Genomic DNA, 22,017 nt, shown 5'->3' on the forward strand with positions numbered 1-22,017 from the left:
CTCCCCGAGGTCCCGACGCTACCGGTTCCGCCGGCGCGGCCCTACAGGTTTAGCAGCAGCGCGATGAGCAGCAGGGCCGGGGCGCAGAGCACGGTGGACAGGAAGATCGCGTCGCGGGCCAGGACGAGCCCGGTCGCGAAGCGCTGGCCGTAGAGGAAGACGTTCTGCGCGGTCGGCAAGGCGGCGAGCACGGTCACCGCGTACGTCTGCTGCCTGCTCAGCCCGAGCACCACGGCCAGGAGAAAGGCGATCGCCGGCATCCCGGCGATCTTCAGCGCGACGGCGGCTACGGTCGGTACCCGGTCGGGGCCGGCGGCGAGCACGCGGCGGCCGGAGAGCGACATGCCGAAGGCGATCAGCACCAGCGGTACGGCGGCGTGACCCATCGTGGTGATCGGGTCGGCGACGACGGTCGGTAGTCGCAGACCCGTCACGGAGAAGAACGCACCGAGGAGCACCGCGACGATCATCGGGTTCCGCAGCGGGGCCAGGACAGTGCTGCGCCAGGACGCGTGCCCGGTCGCGGCGATCTCCAGCAGGGCCAGCGCGAGCGGCGTGATGATCAGCAGCTGGAGCATGATGATCGGCACCACCAGGGCGGCGTTGCCCAGCACGTACGTGGCGATCGGGATGCCGATGTAGTTCGCGTTGACGTAGCCGGCCGCCAGCGACCCCATGATCTGGGTGCCCCGATCGCGGCCGCGGGTGAACAGCGGGTGCAGAGCGAAGCAGGCGACCGCGGCGGCGGTCGACACCAGCAGCGGCTCGCTGAACAGGACCCGCAGGTCGGCGCCGGCCACGCCGGTGAACAGCAGGCAGGGGTTGAGCACCGCGTACACGAGCCGGCCGGCCACCGCCTCGGCGTTCTCGGGCAGCCCGGCCCACCGCCGCGCGGCCCAGCCGACGAGCACGATGACGCCGATGAGCACGAACCCGGAGAGTGCCGAGATCATGAGTTCGTCATGGCTCTCCGTCTATGTCCATATCGCGGTAACCTGCTGAAGTGACGGATCGTATGCCCGACGTGGGGGACGTGGCGGCGATCCCGTTACGCGGCGGCTACGGCGCCTGCCAGGTCACCGGCCTCGGGCCGACGGCGTGCGCGCTCGACTGGTTCTCCGCCGACCCGCCGGACCTCGACCGGCTGGCCGGGTGCCGCCCGCTCGTGCTCGATCATCACGCCCTCCGCGGCCAACCTACCGAGGTCACCATCGCCGGTGACGAGCCGCCCCCACCGTGGTGGAGCTGGCTGGGCCAACTCGCCCTGCCGCCCGGCCGGTCCGACCGGGTCGCCGACCACGCGGGCTGGCCCTGGCTGGCCGCCCAGATCGCCGCCCAGCGCCGCTGGGACCACGAGCTGCCGCCGGCCGCCAAGCAGGCCTACCGCGACGGCACCGGCAAGGCCACGACGCTGCTGGACCTGACCGGCGGCGGCTCGTCCTGGTCGGAGCTCGATCGCCTGCCCCGCTGCACGGCACTGGCCTGGTCCGGTCCCGACCGGGGCCTGCGCGAGGCCCTCGTGGCGCACCCGATCGTCAGCGACCTGACCTGGGTGGAGCCGCCGGCGGCCGTCGACCTCACCGGCACGTACCTCACCCGCCTGCGCCTCTCCGGTGGCCACGTCGCTTCCCTGCTGCTGCCGCCCGGCGTCGCGACCCTCAAGCTCGACGACGACGCCCAGGTGGCCAGGGTGTCCGCGGCCGACGACGGCCGCTGGCTGCGCCTGGTGGCCGACCACGCCTCCGTGCCCGGCGGGCTGACCGGCCTGCGCGACCTGGAGCTCACCGGCGAGGGCACGATCTCCGTGGCTGCCCTGGGCGGCCTGCACGACCTGCGGCGGCTGCGGTTGACCTGGCGGTCGGCCCCGGGCCGGCTCTGCGACGCGATGGCCCTGGCGGCCCTGTCCCGGTTGGCGGACGTCCGGCTGATCGGGGCGTACGGCATGACCGACCGCACCCTGCCCGAACTGCCGTCCCTGCGGTGGCTGGCCTGCGACGGCCTGTACCGCAAGGCGGCCGCCGCGATCGAGACCCGCTACCGGGACGCGGACGTGCGGCTGGACATCAGCGACGTCGAGGCCGAATGGCGCGAGTACTGAGCCGAACACCCTTTCCATCATGGTTGGATCAAGGGGTAACACCGGGGAAACCTCGGGCTGCGAGCATCGCGGGGATCCAGGGAGGTTCGATTGTTCCTCAGCCATCACGAACAGGAACGCCTGCTCATCCACGTCGCTGCGGAGGTCGCCCAGCGTCGGCGCGACCGAGGGCTGAAGCTCAACCACCCGGAGGCCACCGCGATCATCACGGCCTTCCTGCTGGAGGGCGCCCGCGACGGCCGGACCGTGGCCGAGTTGATGGATGCCGGTCGGCGGGTACTGACCCGGGACGACGTCATGGAGGGTGTGCCCGAGATGCTGAGCGAGGTGCAGGTCGAGGCGACCTTCCCGGACGGGACCAAGCTGGTCACCGTGCACGGGCCGATCTCATGATCCCCGGCGAGGTCATCCCGGGCGACGGGCCGATCGAGATCAACCCGGGGTGCGCGGTGGTCCGGCTGACCGTACGCAACACCGGGGACCGGCCGGTGCAGGTCGGCTCGCACTTCCACTTCGCGGAGTGCAACGCGGCGCTCGACTTCGACCGGGACGCGGCGTGGGGCCGGCGGCTGGCGGTGCCGGCCGGCACGTCGGTGCGGTTCGAGCCGGGCATGCCCCGGGACGTGGAACTGGTGGAGCTGACCGGAAACCGGATCGTGCCGGGCCTGCGCGGGCTGGCGGGCGGCCCGCTGGACGCGGTCACCGAAACGCCGCCGATGACCGTGGCGGAGATCGTCGAGCCGGAGCACGGGAGCCCACGATGACCAGCCTCGACCGCGAGCGGTACGCCGCTCTCTACGGGCCGACCGCCGGCGACCGGATCCGGCTGGCGGACACCAACCTGCTGATCGAGATCGAGGAGGACCGCAGCGCCGGGCCGCGGCCCGGGGACGAGGTGGTCTTCGGCGGCGGCAAGGTCATCCGGGAGTCGATGGGGCAGTCGCGGGCCACCCGGGCCGAGGGCACACCGGACACGGTGATCACCGGGGCGGTCGTCGTCGACCACTGGGGCATCGTCAAGGCCGACATCGGGATCCGGGACGGGCGGATCGTGGCGGTCGGCAAGGCCGGCAACCCGGACACGATGGACGGCGTGCACCCCGGGCTGGTGATCGGGGCCGGCACCGAGATCATCGCCGGGAACGGGAAGATCCTCACGGCCGGGGCGATCGACAGCCACGTGCACCTGATCAGCCCGACCATCCTGGACACGGCGCTCGCCGCCGGCATCACCACGGTCATCGGCGGCGGCACCGGCCCGGCCGAGGGCACCAAGGCCACCACCGTGACGCCCAACCAGTGGCACCTCGCGCGGATGCTCGAGGCGATCGACACCTTCCCGGTCAACGTGCTGCTCCTCGGCAAGGGCAACACGATGTCCGAGGAGTCGATGTGGGAGCAGCTGCGCGGCGGGGCGGGCGGCTTCAAGCTGCACGAGGACTGGGGCACCACGCCGGCGGTGATCGACGCGTGCCTGCGGGTCGCGGACGCCTCCGGCGTGCAGGTGGCGATCCACACCGACACGCTGAACGAGGCCGGCTTCGTCGAGGAGACGCTGCGGGCGGTCGCCGGGCGGTCGATCCACGCCTACCACACCGAGGGGGCCGGGGGCGGCCACGCGCCGGACATCATCACCGTCGCCGGGCAGCCGAACGTGCTGCCCTCGTCGACGAACCCGACCCGGCCGTACACCCGGAACACGCTCAGCGAGCACCTCGACATGCTGATGGTCTGCCACCACCTGAACTCGGCGGTGCCGGAGGACCTGGCGTTCGCCGAGAGCCGGATCCGGCCGTCGACGATGGCCGCCGAGGACCTGTTGCACGATCTCGGGGCGATCTCGATGATCGGGTCGGACTCGCAGGCGATGGGCCGGGTGGGCGAGGTCATCCTGCGGACGTGGCAGACCGCGCACGTGATGAAGGCCCGGCGCGGCGCGCTGCCCGGCGACGGCGCGGCGGACAACCAGCGGGTCCGGCGTTACGTCGCGAAGTACACGATCTGCCCGGCCGTGACGCACGGGATGGCGGCGGAGGTCGGCTCGGTCGAGCCGGGCAAGCTCGCCGACCTGGTGCTGTGGGAGCCGGCGTTCTTCGGCGTCCGGCCGGCGCTGGTGATCAAGGGCGGCATGATCGCGTACGCCCAGATGGGCGATGCCAACGCGTCGATACCCACCCCGCAGCCGATGCTGCCGCGCCCGATGTTCGGCGCGTACGGCGCGGTGCCGGCACAGACCTCGCTCGCCTTCGTGGCCCCGGCGGCGATCGACGCCCTGCTCGGCGACCGGATCGGGGTGAAGCGGGCGCTCTCGCCGGTGGCCGACACCCGGAGGGTGGGCAAGACGGACCTGCCGCTGAACGACGCGCTGCCGCACATCGAGGTGGAGCCGGACACCTTCACGGTCCGTGTCGATGGCGAGGTCGTCGACCCCGATCCGGTGACGGAGCTGCCGATGGCCCAGCGTTATTTCCTGTTCTGACCATGAGCCTCGCGACCCTTCTCGTGCTGGCCGACGGGCGGCTGCCGGCCGGCGGGCACGCGCACTCGGGCGGGCTCGAGGCGCAGGTCGCGGCCGGGCGGGTGGGCGACCTCGACGACCTGGCCGGGTTCCTGCGCGGGAAGCTGCGGACCAGCGGGCTGGTGGCGGCCGCGTTCGCGGCGGCGGCGTGCCGGCGGCCCGGCGAGTGGGCCGCGCTGGACGACGGGATCGACGCGCGGACCCCGTCGCCGGCGCTGCGGAAGGCGTCCCGGGCGCAGGGCCGGGCGCTGCTGCGGGCCGGGCGGGCGATGTGGCCGCTGCCCTCGGTGGGGCGGGAAGCGCACCAGCCGACGGCGCTGGGGATCCTCGCGCGCGCCGGCGGGCTCGGGCCCGGGGAGGCGGCAGTAGCGGCGGCGCACGGCGTCATCACCGGGGCGGCGAGCGCGGCGGTGCGACTGCTCGGGCTCGATCCCTATGCGGTGCACGGGTTGATCGCGCGCCTGGCGCCGGACTGTGACCGGATCGCCACCGAGGCGGCGCGGCGGGCGGACGAGCCGGTCGACGATCTGCCGGCGGCGGGAGCTCCCCTGCTCGACATCGGCGCCGAACACCACGCAACCTGGGAGGTGCGTCTCTTTGCCTCATGACCACGCACACGGCGGCGCTTGGCCCCGGCCGTCGGACAACTACGTGCCGCACGTCCATGGGCCGGACGAGCCGCCGCACAGCCATCCCGATCCCGGCGTCGATCCGCATCAGCCGCTCGCGGGCGGTGCCCGCGCGCTGCGGGTGGGCATCGGCGGCCCGGTCGGCTCGGGGAAGACGGCCCTGGTCGCGGCGCTCTGCCGGGCGCTGGGGACGGAACTTCGGCTGGCGGTGGTGACCAACGACATCTACACCACCGAGGACGCGGACTTCCTGCTGCGCAACGGGGTGCTGCCGGCCGAGCGGATCCGGGCGGTGGAGACCGGGTGCTGCCCGCACACGGCGATCCGCGACGACATCTCGGCCAACCTGGACGCGGTCGAGGAGTTGGAGGAGGCCCTCGGGCCGCTCGATCTGGTGCTGGTGGAGAGCGGCGGGGACAACCTGACCGCCACGTTCAGCAAGGGGCTGATCGATCGGCAGATCTTCGTGGTGGACGTGGCCGGCGGGGACAAGGTGCCGCGCAAGGGCGGGCCCGGGGTCACCGCCGCCGACCTGCTGGTGATCAACAAGACCGACCTGGCGCCGCTGGTGGGCGCCGACCTCTCGGTGATGGAGCGCGACGCGAAGGCGCGGCGGGGCGACCTTCCGACCGTGTTCCTGTCGCTGGTCGAGGACCGTGCCGCCGGGCCGGTCGCCGAGTGGATCCGCGAGCTGGTCCGGCTCTGATGCGGGCGGTCGCGCGGATCGTCGCCGAGGCGGACGGGCGGGGTGGCACCCGGCTGGCCGTGCTGCGCGGGGAGTCGCCGCTGCTGCCGCGCCGGACCGGCGGGCGCGGCGGGGGCGGCGTGACCGTTCACCTGGTCGGCGGGGCGGCCGGGCCGCTGCGCGGGGACGATCTGCGGGTGGAGGTCGCGGTGGGCGCGGGGGCGCGATTGACCGTACGGAGTGTGGCCGCGCAACTGGTGCTGCCGGGCCGGGCGGGGCTGCCGGCGTCGCGGCTCGACATCCGGGCCGAGGTGGCGGGCACCCTGTGCTGGCTGCCGGAGCCGCTGATCGCCGCGGCCGGGTGCGACCACGTCACGAACACCCGGGTCGACATTGCCGAGGGCGGGGTGGTGCTGTGGCGGGAGGACCTGGTCTGCGGGCGGCACGCCGAGCCCTCGGGGACGGTCCGGCTGTCGACGACGATCCGGTACGCGGGCTCGACGCTCTATCGGCACGATCTCTCGGTCGGCCCGGACGGGCGGTCCGCGGCGGTGCTGGGGGATTTCCGGGCGCTCGGGGCCTTGATCGCGGTGCCGGGGCTCGCCGAGGGCTTCGCACCCACCGACCGGGCGGCGGTCATGCCGCTGGCCGGCCCGGGGGTGCTGGCCACGGCGGTCGGCGAGGACATCCGGGAGGTACGCGCGGTTCTCGACCCGCTGCGCGCCGCCGAGCGGCCGGACGACGCGAGGGCCGCGGACCGGCCAGCGAACGCGACGGCTGCCGAGCGGCCGGCGGACGCGAGGGCCGCGGAACGGCAAGCCGAGACCGCGACCTGCGGCTGAGCGGGTCGCGGCCTCGGCCGATGGGAGACGGGTCGGTTTGGTGCGTCCCGGGACGGGCGGTCGGGACTTGGCCCTGCTCCACGGGGCGGCCCGAGGGTGGCGCAGGCCGGGACGGGGAAATCGCGGTCGGGGACGGGCTGGGCCTCGTACGTCCGCACGGGTTTGATCTTGAAGTTAGGCGGCCACCGCGATGGGGACGCCGTGGCTGTCGGTCAGGGCCAGCCGGGTGTGGAGATTGCCCTGCTGGGCCACCCGCGCGAAGTACTCCGAGCGGCGCCGCTGCAGGCAGCCCTTGCGGGTGCGCGGGCCACCGGCCGCCACCGTCAGCAGCTCCGGGGCCAGCGAGCTGTTCAGGCCCTCGCGCAGCAGCTGCAACGCCTCCGTGCGCAGCTGGGAGATCCGGGACTCGGTCACGCCCAGGCGCGCCGCCACGTCGCTCAGCGGCTGCTCCTGCAGGAACGACTCGGTGACCACCAGGCGCAGGCGCTCGGGCAGCGCCTGGATGGCCTGGTGCAGGTAGCCGAGGCGTTCCCGCTTGAGCAACAGGTCCTCCGGGCCCTCGGACAACTCGGGCACCATCTCCTCGGCCGCGCCGGTGGGAAAGCCCTGCAGGCTCAGCAGCGCCGCCTTCTGCACGTCGTCCTCGACGGTGGCCAGTTCGGCCACGCCGATGCCCAGCATCTCGGCCACCTCGGCGTCGGTGGGCGTGCGGCCCAGGGCGGCGGTGAGCTCCTGGCGCGCGGCCGCGGTACGCCGCGCCCGGGCCCGCACCGAGCGGCTGGCCCAGTCCTGTCCGCGCAGTTCGTCCAGCAGGGCGCCGCGGATCCGGACCGCGGCGAAGCGGTGGAAGGGGATGCCCCGGGTCACGTCGAAGGATCGGGCCGCGCCGAGCAGGGCGGCGAATCCGGCCGAGGACAGGTCGTCCGCGTGGACATGGCCGGGTACCCGGTTGAGCAGTTCCCGGACCAGATGGCCAACCATCGGCATGTGTTCGCGGACGAGGTCCTCGATGTCACGCGCGGACGGCGCGTCGTGGGTCGTGCCGATGGTGGCGGGGAGCTCGGTCGTGGTCGTCACGTGGTCCTCCTCGCTCATACGACCGGTTGTGAAAACCGGCTGACGAGGAAGACCTTGGCCGCCGAAAGGTGCAGCGGCGGCCGAACTCGGTTGCTTTTGTGGTGTTTTTTGCGAGAAAGGCTCAGGTATCAGCCGGCGAGAGCGGCGTTCTTCACCACGCCCGCGAGCTCGTCGTGCACCCAGTGCATGCGGCGGACGGCCATCTCCGGATGATCACCGAACTCGGTGGCCACCTCGGCCGCGCACCCGTCGCTGCCGTGCAGCAGGATCATCGCCGTGACGGCCTGCTCCACCGCCCGCCTGCTGGGGCATTCGGACGGCTGCAGGCACGAGACGAACAACGCCTCCGCCGCCAGATCCTTCACGATGCTGATCATTTTGATCGGACTCCCCGATGTACGACTTATCGGCCCCGCTGGAGCGATTCTCGCCGCTGCGGCGCGCGCCCGGTGGCTGCCACGCCGAGGGCGGTCGTCTCATCGGTCGCCGGGCACGCGCGTGCCGCCGATCGCGGATCGCTCCAGAACGAGGCTTATTCAGGGCCTACCTTGAGCCGCACCTCGCCGCAGGTCAGCGGCTTGGTCTCCACCGCCCTGAATAATCCTCGCTGCCTGCTCATATCGATTTCACCCTAACGCGGCGATCGACCGCCCGGCACGTGGTTTTCCGCCGGGCGGTCGATCGGAACGCCGGGACCGATCAGGGCGACGCGGTGCAGGTCGGGTCGAACTGGCAGTCGTTCGCCTCGGTCGTCCCCACCGTCGGCGGCGTGACGCTGGTCGACGAGGCCGACGGGGACGGCGAGGAGCTCGTCGAGGTGAGCCCCCCACCATCGGGAATCGACGGCGGAGGCGGGGTCGGCGAGGTGCTCGTGGACGTCGAGGTGGACGTGGAGGCCCCGGTGGCCGGCGCCGAGGTCGCCGTACGACCGGTGCCCGGCGTGGTGGGCGGCACCGAGATCGGGGTGATGTGCACGCCGCCCTTCGGGTCGATCGAGATGCCCGGCACCGGGGTGGAGGACGCCTTCGGACCCAGCCGGAGCTTGCCGTTGGGCAGCCGCTCGACCAGCCGGGACGGCTCGCCGGGCTTGGCCGACACGAACGTCTCGCAGGTCTGGTCGTTCAACGAGAACGCCATCGGCGGCAGGTTGCTCTCCGTGTACCGCCCGGAGATCGGGACGCTCAGCGTGCTCAGCGGTTTCAGCGGGGCGCTCGAGGTGACCGTGATCGAGCGGTCGGCCTGGGTGAGCAGGGACTTGCCGTTGCCGGAGATGACCTGGTCGCCGGGCATGATGAACCACAGCTTCCAGTTGTCGACCGGCGCGTCGGCCCGGTTGGCGACCGTCACCTGGGCCTTGAACTGGCCGTTCGCGTCCGCCCAGACGGCGTAGCTGACCACGCACTTCTCGGTCGGCGGCACGACCGCCTGCTGCGGCGTGGCGCCGCGCGCGCTGGTGCCGGTCACGTTGCTGACCAGGCTCCACGCGTAGGTGGCGCCGCCCAGCAGCAGGACCAGGCTCGCCGCGACCAGGATCCGCCGGGTGTGCTCGGTCGGCTTCCGGTCCGCCTTCGCCTCGGTCGGCGTCTCGTCGCCGACGGCCGGCCGCAGCGCCGCGCCCATCACGACCGGGCCGGAGGGCAGGTCGGCGAACCGGCTGTTGCGGGCGGGCGGCGGTGGCGGCATCGGCGCCGGGACGGGCGCCGGATCCCGGCGGACCACGTCCGGGTACGACCGCTGGGCCGGCAGGATCGTGGTGTCCTCGGCGTTCTCCGCCCAGTCCGGCACGTAGCCCCGGGCCGCCATCGGCGCGCCGGCCGCGATCTGCGCCAGCACGTGCGCGAGCTCGGCGCTGGACGGCCGGTCCGACGGGTGCTTCTCCAGGCAGCGGCCGACCAGCGCGTCGACCGAGGGCGGCAGGCCCTCGACCGACGGAAGCGGGTCGGGCTCCACGTACTGGTGGGCGCGCAGCAGCGCGGTGGTGGTGCCGACGTCCCAGGGCAGCTGCCCGATCAGCGTGCGGTAGATCAGCAGGCCCACCGCGTACACGTCGGTGGCCGGGCTCACCTGGCCGCCCTCCAGGCGCTCCGGCGCGAGATACGCCGGAGTGCCGAGCAGGCTGCCGTCCGGGTCTATGTCGTTCTCCCCGATCAGCGCCGAGATGCCGAAGTCGACCACCTTGGCGCCGGTCTGGGTCAGCATGACGTTGGCCGGGGTGACGTCCCGGTGCACGATGCCGCGCGCGTGCGCGGCCGCGAGCGCCGCGGCGACCTCGGCGGTGATCCGGACCGCGTGCTGCCAGGGCAGCCGCCGGGTCCGGGCGAGCACGGCGGCGAGCGACTCGCCGTCGATCAATTCCATGACGACGTACGGCACGGGCTCACCGTCGACCGTGGTGGCCTCGCCGTAGTCGTAGACATTCGTGATGTTCGGGTGGGAGAGCCGGGCGGCGGCCTGGGCCTCGGCCCGCAGCCGGCGCCGGAAGGCCGGATCCACACTGGTCGACGGCGGCAGCACCTTCACCGCGACCTGGCGCCCGAGGACTTCGTCGAACCCTCGCCACACCACTGACATCCCGCCGGCGCCGAGCCTTTCCACCAGCCGGTATCTACCGGCCAGCAGGCTCGATCCGGGCAGGTCCGTCGTGCTCATGTGCCCCCACATGCGCGCTCCGAAGAAACGCCGGGTCACACCGCCATGTCACCCGACGCCGGGGATCGCCGGCCCCCCACTGGACCCGGGCGTTCCCCATCGACGGCGAGGATGTTAGCCCACCCCGGCGTCTATCACGAGATGCCGATACCGGGCCCTACCTGCGGATCGTTACGGACCGTTTCCCGGCATATGCCAGCTGTCGGGGCGGCCGATCGGGGCCAAAAGTCGGATCTAGGACTCATTCCGCGGCCGTTTTGCCCGGGATTCCCGGAAATTTCGGCATGAGCCCGATAGGTCGATAGTGCAGCTTTCTGAAGGTCCACCCTGGACCGGTGCACATTCCGTCCCCAACGGGTCACGGACAGCCACTAGATCGGTAACCAACTGATGATCTTTGATTCCTGGCACCCTGACAAATGTTGAAGGATCTAGCTGTGCAACCCCATCTGATCGGGTGAACCCCTCGACTGATCAGCCAATTCCGCGTGCCACCTTCGGCACGTGGCGTGTCCCGCTATCCCAGCAGTACGCCCCGGGCCAGGTCCCGCACCGGCGACGGCATCGCCCCGGGCGCCTTGGGTAGCGCGGTCACCGGCATGTCCGTCCCGCGGACCGCCCCGAGCTCGGCCAGCAGGGCCAGCACCGGCGCCAGCGTCTCGTAGATGACCAGCACCACGTCGCCCGGCCGGGCCAGCCCCAGCGCCTCGGTGACCGCCTCCCGGTAGCCGTCCGCCCGCAGCGCCAGCAGCTTCGGCCGGCGCGCCCGCATCTCCCGCTCGACGAGCGCGGACACCTCCCCCGGTGGCCGGCCGCGCGGGTCCTCGTCGTCGTAGAGCACCGCCCGGCCCACCCCGTCGGCCACGATCTGCGCGCACGCCGACAGCAGGTCGTCGCGCCGGTCGCCGGGCAGGGTCAGCGCGATCACGCACCGCTCGACGCCCCAGAGCCCGTGCAGCGTCCGCAGGGTGGCGGCCAGCGCGGCCGGGTTGTGCGCGTAGTCCACGAAGACCGAGACGTCGCCGACCCGCAGCAGGGTGGCCCGCCCCGGGTTGTCCACCGCCGGGTCGAAGTCGGCCAGCCGGCTCGCCACCGACTCCTGGCCGGCGCCGAGCGCGCGGGCCGCCGCCACCGCCGCCAGGGCGTTCGCGGCCTCGTGCGGGGCCGCGCCGCCGAAGCCGCCGGGCAGGTCGGCCATCCGCAGCAGCGGGGTCCGCCGGGCGCCGGTGGCCTGCACCAGCCAGCCGTCCTGCAGCAGGTAGGCGGTCGCGCCCTTGGCCAGGTGCTCGACCACCACCGGCTGGCGCGGGTCGAGCCCGAACCAGACCAGCCGCTTGCGGTCGGCGCGCACCCGTGGCCGGTCCACCAGCGTGCGCACCCAGGGGTCGTCGGCGTTGAGAACCAGCGTCCCGCCGTCCCGTACGCGCTCGGCCACCAGCGCCTTGACGTGCGCCAGGTCCTCGACCGTGTCCAGCCCGTCCTGCCCGAGGTGGTCGGCGGTGATGTTGGTGATCACGCCGACGTCCGACCAGTCGTAGCCGAGCCCGCGCCGCACCAGCCCGCCCCGCGCCGTCTCCAGCACCGCGGCCTGCACCCCCGGGTCGCCCAGCACCATCTGCGCCGACAGCGGCCCGGTCGCGTCCGCCTCGTAGATCGTCCGGCCGTCCACCGCGACCCCGTCGGTGGTGGTCAGCCCGATCCGCAGCCCGGTGTCGGCGAGCAGGTACGCGGTCAGCCGGGCCACCGTCGTCTTGCCGTTGGTGCCGGTGATCGCCACGGTCGGGATGCGGCCGTCCGACCCGGCCGGGAACATCGCCCGGACGATCGCGTCGCCCACGTCCCGGGACCGGCCGCGGACCGGCGCCAGGTGCATCCGCAGGCCGGGCACCGCGTTCACCTCGATCACCCCGCCGGCGACCTCGCGGCCGTCGACGACCGGCGGCAGCGGCTCGGCGATGTCCGGCAGCCGCAGGTCGATCCCGCAGATGTCCAGGCCGACCAGCGCGGCCACCCGCAGGCAGAGCCGGGCCACGTCGGGGTGCACCCGGTCGGTGACGTCGTGGCTGGTGCCGCCGGTGGAGAGGTTGGTGGTCTCGCGCAGCCAGACCTGGCGGCCGTTCGCCGGCACTGTGGCCAGCCGGACGCCCTGCCGCTCGAGCACCCGCATCGACGCGTCGTCCACGGTGATCCGGGTCAGCACCCGGGAGTGGCCGGTGCCGCGCCGCGGGTCGGAGTTGACGCGGTCGACCAGTTCGGCGACGGTGCCGCGGCCGTCGCCGACGACGTGCGCGGCGATCCGTTCGGCCGCCGCCACCACCTCGCCGGCCACCACCAGCACCCGGTAGTCGCGGCCGCCCAGCTGACGCTCGACGATCACGTCCTGGCCGGCGGCGGTGAACGCGTACGCGGTCTCGGCCCCGGTCGAAACGCTCAGGGTGACGCGATCGCCCTGCCGGCCCTGCCGGGGTTTGACCACGACCGGGCCGCCGAGCTCGGCGAACAGGCGGGCGGCCGCGGCGGCGGTGCGCGCGGCGCCGCCGGCCGGGATGGGCACGCCGGCGTCGCTCAGCAGCCGCCTGGTGATCTCCTTGTCGCCGGCCACGTCGATGCCGACCGCGCTGGTGCGGTCGCTCATCGCCGCCCAGGCCAGCCGCCGCCTGCTGCCCCAGCCGAGCCGGATCAGGCTCAGATCGGCGCACCGCTCCACGGGGATACCCCGCCTCCGCGCGGCTGCGATGATCGCGTTGGTGCTCGGCCCCGTGGCCTCGCGCTCGGCGGTCGCGGCCAGGTGGGAGATCTCGGAAATGTCCGATACTCCGCCTACGACTTTTTCGACCAGATCGATGGCCGCCAACAGGAGACCCTCCGGCACGGACGACGAAGCCGGCTCGTCCACCGGACACTCGATGATCAGGTGATACAGCCCGGGTTCCCCGGCGGAGACCGTGCGGCCGAAGCTCACGTCCCGCCCGATCAGCTGGGACAGTTCAAGGCAGACATGCTCCGTGACATGCCCGAAGTAGGTGCCGCCGCGCAGCCGGCTGACGAACCCACCGGGCGCCCCGGCCGCGCAATGGTGCTCGGTCAGGCCGGGCAGCGCGCGCAGCAGCCGCTCCGCGAAGCCGGTGACGTCCGAGGTCTCCCGGCCGGTCAGGTCCGCGAGGCGGAGCGTGGCCACGACGGCCGGCCGGGACAGGTACACGTTGGGTCCGCGCAGACGGCGAAGGCTTTCGATCTTCATACGATTTCCCGTTCGACGCGCCCGGTGGCGACACATCCTCAGGTTAATCGGAACAAATCCGAAACATCCGGCTAATGCGCGTAGTCGGCCGGGAGCAGATGGGTCACCTCGGCCGGTCCACGCGCGAGGGAGGTGGCCTTCCGCTCGATCTCCTCGTCCCGTACGGTCAGGCGTCCCTCGTGCTGGCGCAGGTGCTCGGCCCAGGTCGGCACCTGATAGACCTCGACGAAGCGGTCCGGCTCCGCGCCGTCGCGGAACAGGCCCCACCGGGTCGCGCCGGTCCGCTGCCGGGAGCCGCGCAGCGACTCCATCACCTCCCGGAACGCCGCCACGTTCGCCTCGTCCACCCGATACACCGAGGTGACCAGCACCGGCCCCTCGTCCAGATGCGGTTCGAGCATCAGGTGCGGCTCGGCCCAGTAGATCGCCGGGCTGCGATCGGCGCCGTCCTGCTCGTGCACCGGCCACCAGAGCACCGTGACGCTGCCGGCCAGCGTCACGGCGGCGGCGATCAGGTAGGTGGTCCGCAGGCTCGTGGCCGTGGCGACCTGCCCCCACGCGAGGGCGCCGAACGCCTGCCCGCCCGCGAAGACCACCTGGTAGATGCCGAAACCGCGGGCCCGCACCCAGTTCGGCAGGAAGAGCTGCAGGGTCGCGTTCATCCGCGAGACCAGCGTCATCCAGGCCAGCCCCGCAAAGATCAAGACCAAGACGATGGCGTACGGGTCGGGGACGAGCGCGATCACCGTCAACGCGAGCCCATAGACCACCCCGGCCAGGATGATCAGCCGATTGGGGGTCACGATCGCTCGGACGCGCGGCATGAGAAGGGCGCCCGCGATCGCGCCGACACCCAGCGCGGCCAGCAGGATGCCGTAGCCGCTCGCACCCATCCGCAGCTCCTGATGGGCGACCAGCGGCAGCAGTCCCCAGATCGCGCTGCCCGGGAGCACGAAGAGGAGAACTCTCCCCAGCAGGCGCCGCACCACGGGCGAGTATCGGACATATCGCCCACCCGCCCGCAGGGCGCTGCCCAGGTGCTCCGGGTGCGAGGCAGGCGTCTGCGGCTTGCGGCGCCAGGCGGCGAGGACAAGCGCGAAAATTCCGAACGAGACCGCATTTACCCCGAAAACTACGGCCGAGCCCAGCTGGGCCACGATAAGTCCGGCGACGGCCGGCCCCGCCGATCGGGCCAGGTTGGTGTTCACCGCGCCGAGCGCCGACGCCGACGGCAACTCGTCCCGGGGCACCACCTCCGGTATCACCGCCTGCCACGAGGGCAGCGTCAGCGCCTGGCCCACGCCCAGCAGAAAGGTGAAGACCAGCAGCAGCGGCGGCGGCATCAGCTCCACCGCCGTCAGGACGGTCAGCACGCACCCGACGGCCAAGAGCGCGACCTGCACGGCCAGCAGCAGCCGGCGCCGGTCGAAGCGATCCGCGAGCGCCCCCGACGGCAGCGCCAGCAGCAGCACCGGCAGGGTGGTCGCGGTCTGCACGAGGCTCACCCAGGTGGCCGCCCTCGGCTCCCCCACCACCAGCCATTGCGCGCCGACGGTCTGCATCCAGGTGCCGACGTTGCTGGCGAGCACGGCGATCCACAGGTTCCGGAACACCGTCTGGCGCAGCGGCACCCACGGGGAGACGGTCACCGGAAAGAATCTAGCGGCGGCGAGCCCCCGGCCCCGGCCTGGGCGCCACGTCCCGCGGGTCCGCCAGCCGGTGCCCGTCGGCGCAGTGGAGCTCCGCGTGCACCTCTCCCCCGCAGTCGCGATGCTCGAACCGCAGCGGCGCCCCCGCCGGGTCGGCCAGATACCGGTTGCCCCACTCGTGCAGCGTGATCAGCACCGGATAGAGGTCGAGTCCCTTCGGCGTGAGCCGGTACTCGTGCCGCTCCCGCGAGCCCGGCTCCCGATAGGGCACCCGCCTCAGCACCCCCTGCTCGACCAGCTTCGCCAGCCGATTGGTCAGCACCTGCCGGGGCACGCCGGTCCGGATCCGCATGTCGCCGAAGCGGCGGATCCCGCTGAAGACCTCGCGCAGCACCACGAGCGTCCACTTCTCGCCGAGCACGTCCATGGCCCGCCCGATCGTGCACCCGTCGATCGACCATTCCAGCGCGTCGAAAGCCGCTGTGGGATTCATGACAGCCAGGCTAGGTCCGCTTGACAGACCCAGCAAGCGCGGCGAGCCTGAGTTCATGACGCAGACCCAGGAGCGCACGCGCACGTTCGGCTGGACCGACCCCGCCCAGCACGCGGCCATGGTGGGCCGGCGGAGCGGCCTGGAACTCCTCCAGGCGATGGCGAAGGGCGACTTCCCGGCGCCGCCGATCATGCACCTGATCGACGTGGCCGCCCTGGAGGTGGTGGAGGGCAGTGTCACCGTCCACCTCGACCCGCAGGAATTCCACTACAACCCGCTCGGCACGATGCACGGCGGCGTCATCTCCACGCTTCTCGACACCGCCGCGGCCTGCTCGGTGCACAGCACGCTGCCAGCCGGCATGGGTTACACGAGCCTCGACCTGTCGGTCAAGTTCCTGCGCCCGGTCACCCTCGCCACCGGCCGCATCACCTGCACCGGCAGCGTCCTGCAGAAGGGCCGCCGCACCGCCCTGGCCGACGCCCGCCTCACCGACGCCGAGGGCCGGCTGCTCGCCCACGCGACCAGTTCCTGCATCCTCTTCGAAATGCCGTAACCGCTCCCGGCTGTCAGTACCGGCGAGTAAGAGGCTACGGTTGCGTAAGTTACGCAACCGTAGGGAGAGATCGTGGACCAAACCGCCCTGCTCGTCGAGTTGGAGCCCGTGGTGGCCGCCAACCTTGACCGGCACCTGTCGCTGGCCAAGGAGTGGTTCCCGCACGAGTACGTGCCGTGGAGCGAGGGGCGCACCTTCGACGGCCTGCTCGGCGGCGAGCCGTGGCGCGAGGACGATTCCGCGATCCCCGACGTGGCCCGCACGGCCCTGATCGTCAACCTGCTCACCGAGGACAACCTGCCCTCGTACCACCACGAGATCGCCACCCTGTTCGGCCGCGACGGCGCCTGGGGCACCTGGGTGCACCGCTGGACCGCCGAGGAGGGCCGGCACGGCATCGCCCTGCGCGACTACCTGACGGTCACCCGCGCGGTCGACCCGGTGGCGCTCGAGCGGGCCCGGATGACCCACATGCAATCGGGGTACGCCAATGCCCACCCCGACGAGATGCTGCACTCGATCGCCTACGTCGCGTTCCAGGAACTGGCCACCCGCATCTCGCACCGCAACACCGGAAAGGCCACCGGCGACCCGATGGCCGAGCAGTTGCTGGCCCGCGTCGCCGCCGACGAGAACCTGCACATGGTCTTCTACCGCAACCTGCTGGCGGCGGCCTTCGACCTCGACGCCGACCACGCCATGCAGGCCGTCGCCGACGTGGTCGCCGGCTTCGAGATGCCCGGCGCGAACATCGAGGGCTTCCAGCGCAAGGCCCTCTCGATCGCCCTGGCCGGCATCTACGACCTGCGCCAGCACCGCGACGAGGTGCTGCAGCCGGTCCTGCGCCAGTGGAACGTGCTCGGCCGCACCGACCTGACCGCCGAGGGCGAGAAGGCCCGCGACCAACTCGCCGCGCACATGGACAACCTGGAGATCCAGGCGGCCCGGTTCGAGGAGAAGCGCGAGGCCCGCCGCCAACGCCAAATTCAAAGGCTTTGAGAGTACGAGCGGCGTAAGGTCCCCTGGTTCGCCGGACCGGCCAGGCGTTCGGTCCGAGCCGTCGCCTGCTTCCGGGCTGATCTGCCGGGTTGCGCCGCAACGGTCGCCGAGGGGAGGCGCGTGGACATCCGGGAACGCCGTGCCGAGGATCTGCCGGCGTGCGTAGCCGGCCTTCGTGCCGTTCATCTGACGGACGGCTACCCGCTCCGATGGCCGCCGAATCCGGCGGCGTGGCTTTCTCCGGCCGGGCTGATTCGCGCCTGGATCGCTTCCTTGCCGGGCGTCGGGCCGGCCGGACATGTCGCCGTCATCGCCGGCGCCGAGCTCTCGCGGCTGTTCGTGGTGCCGGCCGCCCGGCGCCGCAGAGTCGCCGCAGCACTGGTTGATGTCGCCGTTTCCTGGGCCCGGGAACAGGCGCTTCCGTTGGCGCTCGAAGTCGTCGACGAAGGCCGGTCGCCGGCCATCGCGTTCTACGAGGCGAACGGCTGGCAGTGCACCCACACCAGCGTCGCCGGGTGGACCGGGCCCGGCGGCTCGCCGGTCCGGCTGCGCCACTACCGGCTGGGGGCGTAAGTGCTTCGCGTCGGCGCCTGTCAGACACCGGAAGTACTCGGAGATGTGCCCGCCGCGCTGACGGTCATGGAGTCGTTCGCGTCCGCCGAACAGGCCGCCGGCCTCGATCTGCTGCTGTTCCCGGAGTGCTTTCTCCAGGGATACCTGGCATCCCCGGAGCATCTGGCCCGCAATGCGTTCGACCTCGCGTCCCCGCGCTTCGGGGAGGTGCTGGCCCGGCTGGCTCCGCTCCGTCAGGCTCTGGTGGTCGGCGTGATCGAGCGCGACGGTTCCCGATTCTTCAACTCCGCCGTGGTGATCGCGCGCGGGTCGCTCCTCGGGGTCTACCGCAAGACGCATCTGACGCTCGGGGAACGGGCCTTCACAGCCGGCGCCGACTGTCCCGTCCTCGACCTCAACGGCGTCCGCTTCGGCCTGAACATCTGCTACGACACCCGGTTCTCGGCGGTGTCGAAGGCGGTGGCGGCACGGGGCGCGGCATTGCTCCTCGTACTGTCGCAGAACATGATGGGCCGCTCGAAGGCCGAGTTCTGGCAGCCCATGCACAACGCGATCCGGGCCGAGCGGGCACGGGAGACCGGGATGTGGGTCATCTCCGCCGACGTCACCGGAGAGCGCGACGAGGAGCGGATCGGCCTGGGACCGACCAGCGTGATCAGCCCGGATGCCGTGGTGGTGGCTCAGGTGCCGGCTCAGACGGTGGGCATGGTCACGGCCGAGGTCGGCGCCGACCCGGTGATCGCCCCGCCACGATGATCGCCCCGCCACGATGGTCGCCGCCCGTCACGGCTGCGTCGTGGCCGGGCTTTGCCTGCCATGGCCCGGCACCCGCGGGGTCACGGTGACTTCCGCCCCTCACCGCAGCGTCGTGGCCGGGCTTTGCCTGATCGATGGGGCTATTCATGATCTACTTATATTGGCATGATCGAGCGACTGTTCGAGCTTACCGCCGAATTCCCGGAAGTGCGATAATTTGAGGGTGCAGCAGCTGAGCTTATTCTCCCGGGCCCAAGTGGCGGAAATGCGTGATCGTACTAAGTCGCGCAACTATTCCCCGGAGCGAGAAGAGTTCGGCGCGAGCACGCCCGACGACGCGCTTGGGGCCTCGCCCAGCGGCACGGCATGAAGCTGTGGCGCCTGCGTCGCGAGCGCATTGAGGCCGAGGCCGCAGCCGCAGCGTCGTCCACGCCAAGCCCAGCCGCCGCTCGCCAGACGCCCACCACGCGGCCCGCAGCCAACACGCGGGCCGCCCCAAGCAAGCGGCCCGCCCCAAGCAAGCGGCCCACCCCCACCGCGCCGCCGGCCCCCGCCACGCGACACGCTCGCAGCACACGGCCCGCGCCCAGCACACGGCCCGTCCCCGCCGCGCGATTCGAGCGCCCATCGACGCAGCCAGTCGTGCCCGCCGACGACACGCCCACGCCCACGAAGTCGCCCACGCCCACGAAGTCGCCCACGCCCACGAAGTCGCCCACGCCCACGAAGTCGCCCACGCCCACGAAGTCGAGTATCTCCTATCGATTCCGTCGCGTCGCTCGGCACGTGACCAATGTTCCATTTATCCGGCGCACTCGCCATTCCATCCATTCCAAGTGCACGCGAGAGCCAACCCGATCCGACGCACTTTTCGGCTCCCACCCGCCATGAGCGACCGCGCGAATTCAGCTCGAGGCCGAGCGCGCGAATTCAGCTCGAGGCCGAGCGCGCGAATTCAGCTCGAGGCCGACCGGCGATCAGTTCCGGACCGAGCCGCGAGCCGCTACGCGCCTCGAGGACCGGCGGCGGGGTGCCGCCGGTCCGAGCATCATCGCGATGGATTTGGCGTAGAAGCACGGCCGGAGCCGACGTAGGGGTGCACGCCGTTGGGGCCGGGCCCGGCCCCAACGGGAGCTGGACCCTGCCCCAGCGGAAGAGTCACGCGCCGGTGACGACCGGGTGCAGGTCCTCGGCCGGCGGCGCCCACGAGTCCGCCGAGGCCGGCTCCTGCGCGCCCGACCGGATGTCCTTGACCTCGTCCTGGTCGCCGGGGAACCACACGTACGGGATGCCGCGCCGGTCGGCGTACTGGATCTGCTTGCCGAACTTCGCCGCGGTGGGCGCGACCTCGGCCGGGATGCCGCGGCGGCGCAGCGCGGCGGCGATCCGGTCGCAGGCCGCCCGCTGCTCCTCGTTCGGCAGTGCCACCAGCACGCACGTGGGCACCGAGCGGGACACGCTCAGCGCCTGCTGTCCGAAGAGCACGCCGAGCATCCGGGACACGCCGATCGAGATGCCGACGCCGGGGAAGCGGTCCTTGCCGGACGACGCCAGGTTGTCGTAGCGGCCGCCCGAGCAGACCGACCCGAACCGCTCATAGCCGCGCAGCTGCGTCTCGTACACGGTCCCGGTGTAGTAATCGAGCCCGCGCGCGATCTTCAGCTCGGCGACGACCAGGCCGGGCGCGTGTTCCCGAGCCGTCTCGACGACCCGGACCAACTCCTCGAGGCCCTCGTCCAGCAGCGGGTCGGTGACGCCGAGCTTGCGTACGGCGTCCACGAACGACGCGTCCTCCGCCGAGATCGCGGCCAGGTCGAGGCAGGCGGCGGCCTGGGCCTCGGAGGCGCCGGCCGTCCCGACCAGCTGCTCGGCCACGCGGGCCGGGCCGATCTTGTCGAGCTTGTCCACCGTACGCAGGACCTGGTCCGTATCGGAAAGTCCCAGGCCGCGGTAGAAGCCCTCGCAGACCTTGCGGTTGTTGACCTGGATCCGGGCGGCCGGGATGGGCAGCCCGGCCAGCGCGTCCCCGATCACCAGGGGCATCTCGGTGTCGTAGTGGAACGGCAGGATGTCCCGGTTGACCACGTCGATGTCGGCCTGCAGGAACTCCCGGTAGCGGCCCTCCTGCGGCCGCTCCCCGCGCCAGACCTTCTGGATCTGGTACCGCCGGAACGGGAAGACCAGCTTGCCGGCATTTTCCACGACATAGCGGGCGAACGGTACGGTCAGGTCGAAGTGCAGGCCAAGTTGATCGTCCTGGCCGACCGCGCCGTCCTCCGCCTGCAAACGGTGCAGCAGATAGACCTCCTTCGAGGTCTCCCCTTTGCTCAACAAAGTCTCGAGCGGCTCGACCGAGCGCGTCTCCAGCGGCGCGAAGCCGTACAGCTCAAACGTCGACCGGATCCGGTCGATCACCCGTTGCTCGATGATGCGCTGCGCGGGCAGCCATTCAGGGAAGCCGGAAATCGGCATTCTCAAAGTCTCCTAGCAAAATCGTCAGAATCCACGGCGGGGCGCGGCGATCAACTCCCGCAGGTACGGGTTGGACGCGCGCTCGCGGCCGATGGTGGTAGCCGGACCGTGGCCGGGCAGGACGACGGTGTCATCGGCCAGCGGCAGGACCTTCTCCCGCAGGCTGGTCATCATCGTGTCGGTGTTCCCGCCCGGCAGGTCGGTGCGTCCGATGGACCCCGCGAAGAGGACGTCACCCGTGAGGCAGAGGGGTGAGTCGTCCCCGGGCAGGCGGAACAGCACCGACCCGCCGGTATGGCCGGGCGCGTGGTCGACGGTCACCTCGAGACCGACGAGGTTCAATACCGCCCCGTCGGTGAGCTCGGCGACGTCGTCGGGGGCGGTGTAGGTGAGCCGGCCGCCGAACAGCGAAGTCAGGTCGGCGCTGAGGCCCTTCGCCGGGTCGGCCAGCATCTCGAGGTCGGCCGGGTGCACATACGCCGGGATGCCGCGCGCCCCGCACACCGGCGCCACCGAGAACGTGTGATCGAGGTGGCCGTGGGTGAGCAGGACCGCCGCCGGGTGCAGCCGGTACTCCGCGAGCACCTCGTCGAGCTGATCGAGCACGCCGATACCGGGATCGACGATCAGGCATTGCTCGCCCGGGCCCGTCGCCACCACATAGCAGTTGGTGCCGAAGGCCTCCGCCGGAAAGCCGGTGACGAGCAAAGGATCTCCCAAAGACAAATCGGGTACGAATCGTAACGAGCCTAGCCGGGCAGGCGCACACCACTTTCCCAG

The 22,017-nt window shown here is 72.0% G+C and carries 20 protein-coding genes; 11 read left to right on the plus strand and 9 right to left on the minus strand.

The genetic code is table 11. From position 1 onward, the window contains the following. Nucleotides 1-41: 41 nt before the first annotated feature. Nucleotides 42-953 carry an AEC family transporter gene (locus tag IH26_RS0132955; RefSeq protein WP_030440164.1) on the minus strand — a complete coding sequence of 304 codons (912 nt, stop codon included), beginning with the start codon at nt 951-953 and terminating at the stop codon, nt 42-44. A 50-nt stretch (nt 954-1,003) separates the two neighbouring features. On the opposite strand from IH26_RS0132955, the gene IH26_RS0132960 reads away from it, so the two are divergent. The 7 genes from IH26_RS0132960 (at nt 1,004) to IH26_RS64040 (ending at nt 6,772) form a co-directional block, all read left to right on the plus strand. After that, on the plus strand, nt 1,004-2,098 hold the full coding sequence (locus IH26_RS0132960) for a hypothetical protein (protein ID WP_157437508.1): 1,095 nt from the start codon (nt 1,004-1,006) through the stop codon (nt 2,096-2,098). 90 nt (nt 2,099-2,188) lie between these two features. Next, complete coding sequence (locus tag IH26_RS0132965) at nt 2,189-2,491, plus strand: urease subunit gamma (protein ID WP_030440166.1); 303 nt, start codon at nt 2,189-2,191, stop codon at nt 2,489-2,491. Continuing rightward, a complete protein-coding gene (locus IH26_RS0132970; protein WP_034216468.1) occupies nt 2,488-2,862 on the plus strand; it encodes an urease subunit beta in 375 nt (124 codons plus the stop codon). Before IH26_RS0132965 ends, IH26_RS0132970 begins: the two co-directional genes overlap by 4 nt. Further along, nucleotides 2,859-4,577 (plus strand): urease subunit alpha, encoded by a 1,719-nt coding sequence (locus IH26_RS0132975; protein ID WP_030440168.1) that lies wholly within the window; start codon nt 2,859-2,861, stop codon nt 4,575-4,577. The genes IH26_RS0132970 and IH26_RS0132975 overlap by 4 nt, the downstream gene beginning before the upstream one ends. A gap of 2 nt (nt 4,578-4,579) precedes the next feature. Then, nucleotides 4,580-5,224, plus strand: a complete 645-nt coding sequence (locus tag IH26_RS0132980) for an urease accessory protein UreF (RefSeq protein ID WP_030440169.1) — start codon at nt 4,580-4,582, stop codon at nt 5,222-5,224. A gap of 43 nt (nt 5,225-5,267) precedes the next feature. Then, a complete protein-coding gene (ureG, locus tag IH26_RS0132985; protein ID WP_034216470.1) occupies nt 5,268-5,951 on the plus strand; it encodes an urease accessory protein UreG in 684 nt (227 codons plus the stop codon). Then, nucleotides 5,951-6,772, plus strand: coding sequence for an urease accessory protein UreD (locus IH26_RS64040; protein ID WP_084599235.1), 822 nt, complete (start codon nt 5,951-5,953; stop codon nt 6,770-6,772). Before ureG ends, IH26_RS64040 begins: the two co-directional genes overlap by 1 nt. 174 nt (nt 6,773-6,946) lie before the next feature. Here the strand turns inward: IH26_RS64040 and IH26_RS0132995 are convergent, their stop codons facing one another. The 6 genes from IH26_RS0132995 to IH26_RS0133020 form a co-directional block, all read right to left on the minus strand. Further along, a complete protein-coding gene (locus tag IH26_RS0132995) occupies nt 6,947-7,849 on the minus strand; it encodes a sigma-70 family RNA polymerase sigma factor (RefSeq protein ID WP_034216517.1) in 903 nt (300 codons plus the stop codon). A gap of 128 nt (nt 7,850-7,977) precedes the next feature. Continuing rightward, complete coding sequence (locus IH26_RS0133000; RefSeq protein WP_030440173.1) at nt 7,978-8,226, minus strand: hypothetical protein; 249 nt, start codon at nt 8,224-8,226, stop codon at nt 7,978-7,980. Nucleotides 8,227-8,548: 322 nt separating this feature from the next. Beyond that, nucleotides 8,549-10,498: a serine/threonine-protein kinase gene (locus IH26_RS54285; RefSeq protein ID WP_157437509.1), complete on the minus strand. Its 1,950-nt coding sequence runs from the start codon at nt 10,496-10,498 to the stop codon at nt 8,549-8,551. A gap of 517 nt (nt 10,499-11,015) precedes the next feature. Continuing rightward, the gene (cphA, locus tag IH26_RS0133010) at nt 11,016-13,739 is read right to left on the minus strand and encodes a cyanophycin synthetase (protein WP_030440175.1); all 2,724 of its coding nucleotides are present in this window, start codon (nt 13,737-13,739) and stop codon (nt 11,016-11,018) included. Between the two features lie 71 nt (nt 13,740-13,810). Beyond that, a complete protein-coding gene (locus IH26_RS0133015; protein ID WP_030440176.1) occupies nt 13,811-15,388 on the minus strand; it encodes an MFS transporter in 1,578 nt (525 codons plus the stop codon). 10 nt (nt 15,389-15,398) lie between these two features. After that, nucleotides 15,399-15,881, minus strand: a complete 483-nt coding sequence (locus IH26_RS0133020; RefSeq protein WP_030440177.1) for a winged helix-turn-helix transcriptional regulator — start codon at nt 15,879-15,881, stop codon at nt 15,399-15,401. 55 nt (nt 15,882-15,936) lie between these two features. Here IH26_RS0133020 and IH26_RS0133025 point away from each other — a divergent pair, with 55 nt between their 5' ends. The 4 genes from IH26_RS0133025 to IH26_RS0133040 all read left to right on the plus strand — a co-directional run bounded on the left by IH26_RS0133025 (nt 15,937) and on the right by IH26_RS0133040 (nt 18,765). Then, on the plus strand, nt 15,937-16,437 hold the full coding sequence (locus tag IH26_RS0133025; RefSeq protein ID WP_030440178.1) for a PaaI family thioesterase: 501 nt from the start codon (nt 15,937-15,939) through the stop codon (nt 16,435-16,437). A 69-nt stretch (nt 16,438-16,506) separates the two neighbouring features. Continuing rightward, nucleotides 16,507-17,436: an acyl-ACP desaturase gene (locus IH26_RS0133030; RefSeq protein WP_030440179.1), complete on the plus strand. Its 930-nt coding sequence runs from the start codon at nt 16,507-16,509 to the stop codon at nt 17,434-17,436. 273 nt (nt 17,437-17,709) lie between these two features. After that, a complete protein-coding gene (locus IH26_RS0133035) occupies nt 17,710-18,009 on the plus strand; it encodes a GNAT family N-acetyltransferase (RefSeq protein WP_245665733.1) in 300 nt (99 codons plus the stop codon). Then, nucleotides 18,010-18,765: a carbon-nitrogen hydrolase family protein gene (locus IH26_RS0133040; RefSeq protein WP_030440181.1), complete on the plus strand. Its 756-nt coding sequence runs from the start codon at nt 18,010-18,012 to the stop codon at nt 18,763-18,765. Between the two features lie 1,158 nt (nt 18,766-19,923). Here IH26_RS0133040 and hisS read toward each other — a convergent pair. After that, entirely contained in the window at nt 19,924-21,237 is a 1,314-nt protein-coding gene (gene hisS, locus IH26_RS0133050) for a histidine--tRNA ligase (protein ID WP_030440183.1), read from the minus strand. 24 nt (nt 21,238-21,261) lie between these two features. Beyond that, complete coding sequence (locus IH26_RS0133055; protein ID WP_030440184.1) at nt 21,262-21,945, minus strand: MBL fold metallo-hydrolase; 684 nt, start codon at nt 21,943-21,945, stop codon at nt 21,262-21,264. Nucleotides 21,946-22,017 lie beyond the last annotated feature (72 nt).

Origin of the sequence: Actinoplanes subtropicus, from assembly GCF_000721705.1 — a bacterium.
Taxonomy (GTDB): domain Bacteria; phylum Actinomycetota; class Actinomycetes; order Mycobacteriales; family Micromonosporaceae; genus Actinoplanes; species Actinoplanes subtropicus.

What these genes read in the sequence shown, in the direction of transcription:
- IH26_RS64040 (WP_084599235.1), top strand. Translation starts at nt 5,951, where the DNA reads ATGCGGGCGGTCGCGCGGATCGTCGCCGAGGCGGACGGGCGGGGTGGC.
- cphA (WP_030440175.1), bottom strand. Translation starts at nt 13,739, where the DNA reads ATGAAGATCGAAAGCCTTCGCCGTCTGCGCGGACCCAACGTGTACCTG.
- IH26_RS0133000 (WP_030440173.1), bottom strand. Translation starts at nt 8,226, where the DNA reads ATGATCAGCATCGTGAAGGATCTGGCGGCGGAGGCGTTGTTCGTCTCG.
- IH26_RS0132980 (WP_030440169.1), top strand. Translation starts at nt 4,580, where the DNA reads ATGAGCCTCGCGACCCTTCTCGTGCTGGCCGACGGGCGGCTGCCGGCC.
- IH26_RS54285 (WP_157437509.1), bottom strand. Translation starts at nt 10,498, where the DNA reads ATGAGCACGACGGACCTGCCCGGATCGAGCCTGCTGGCCGGTAGATAC.
- hisS (WP_030440183.1), bottom strand. Translation starts at nt 21,237, where the DNA reads ATGCCGATTTCCGGCTTCCCTGAATGGCTGCCCGCGCAGCGCATCATC.
- IH26_RS0133025 (WP_030440178.1), top strand. Translation starts at nt 15,937, where the DNA reads ATGACGCAGACCCAGGAGCGCACGCGCACGTTCGGCTGGACCGACCCC.
- IH26_RS0133020 (WP_030440177.1), bottom strand. Translation starts at nt 15,881, where the DNA reads ATGAATCCCACAGCGGCTTTCGACGCGCTGGAATGGTCGATCGACGGG.
- IH26_RS0132955 (WP_030440164.1), bottom strand. Translation starts at nt 953, where the DNA reads ATGATCTCGGCACTCTCCGGGTTCGTGCTCATCGGCGTCATCGTGCTC.
- IH26_RS0132975 (WP_030440168.1), top strand. Translation starts at nt 2,859, where the DNA reads ATGACCAGCCTCGACCGCGAGCGGTACGCCGCTCTCTACGGGCCGACC.
- IH26_RS0132970 (WP_034216468.1), top strand. Translation starts at nt 2,488, where the DNA reads ATGATCCCCGGCGAGGTCATCCCGGGCGACGGGCCGATCGAGATCAAC.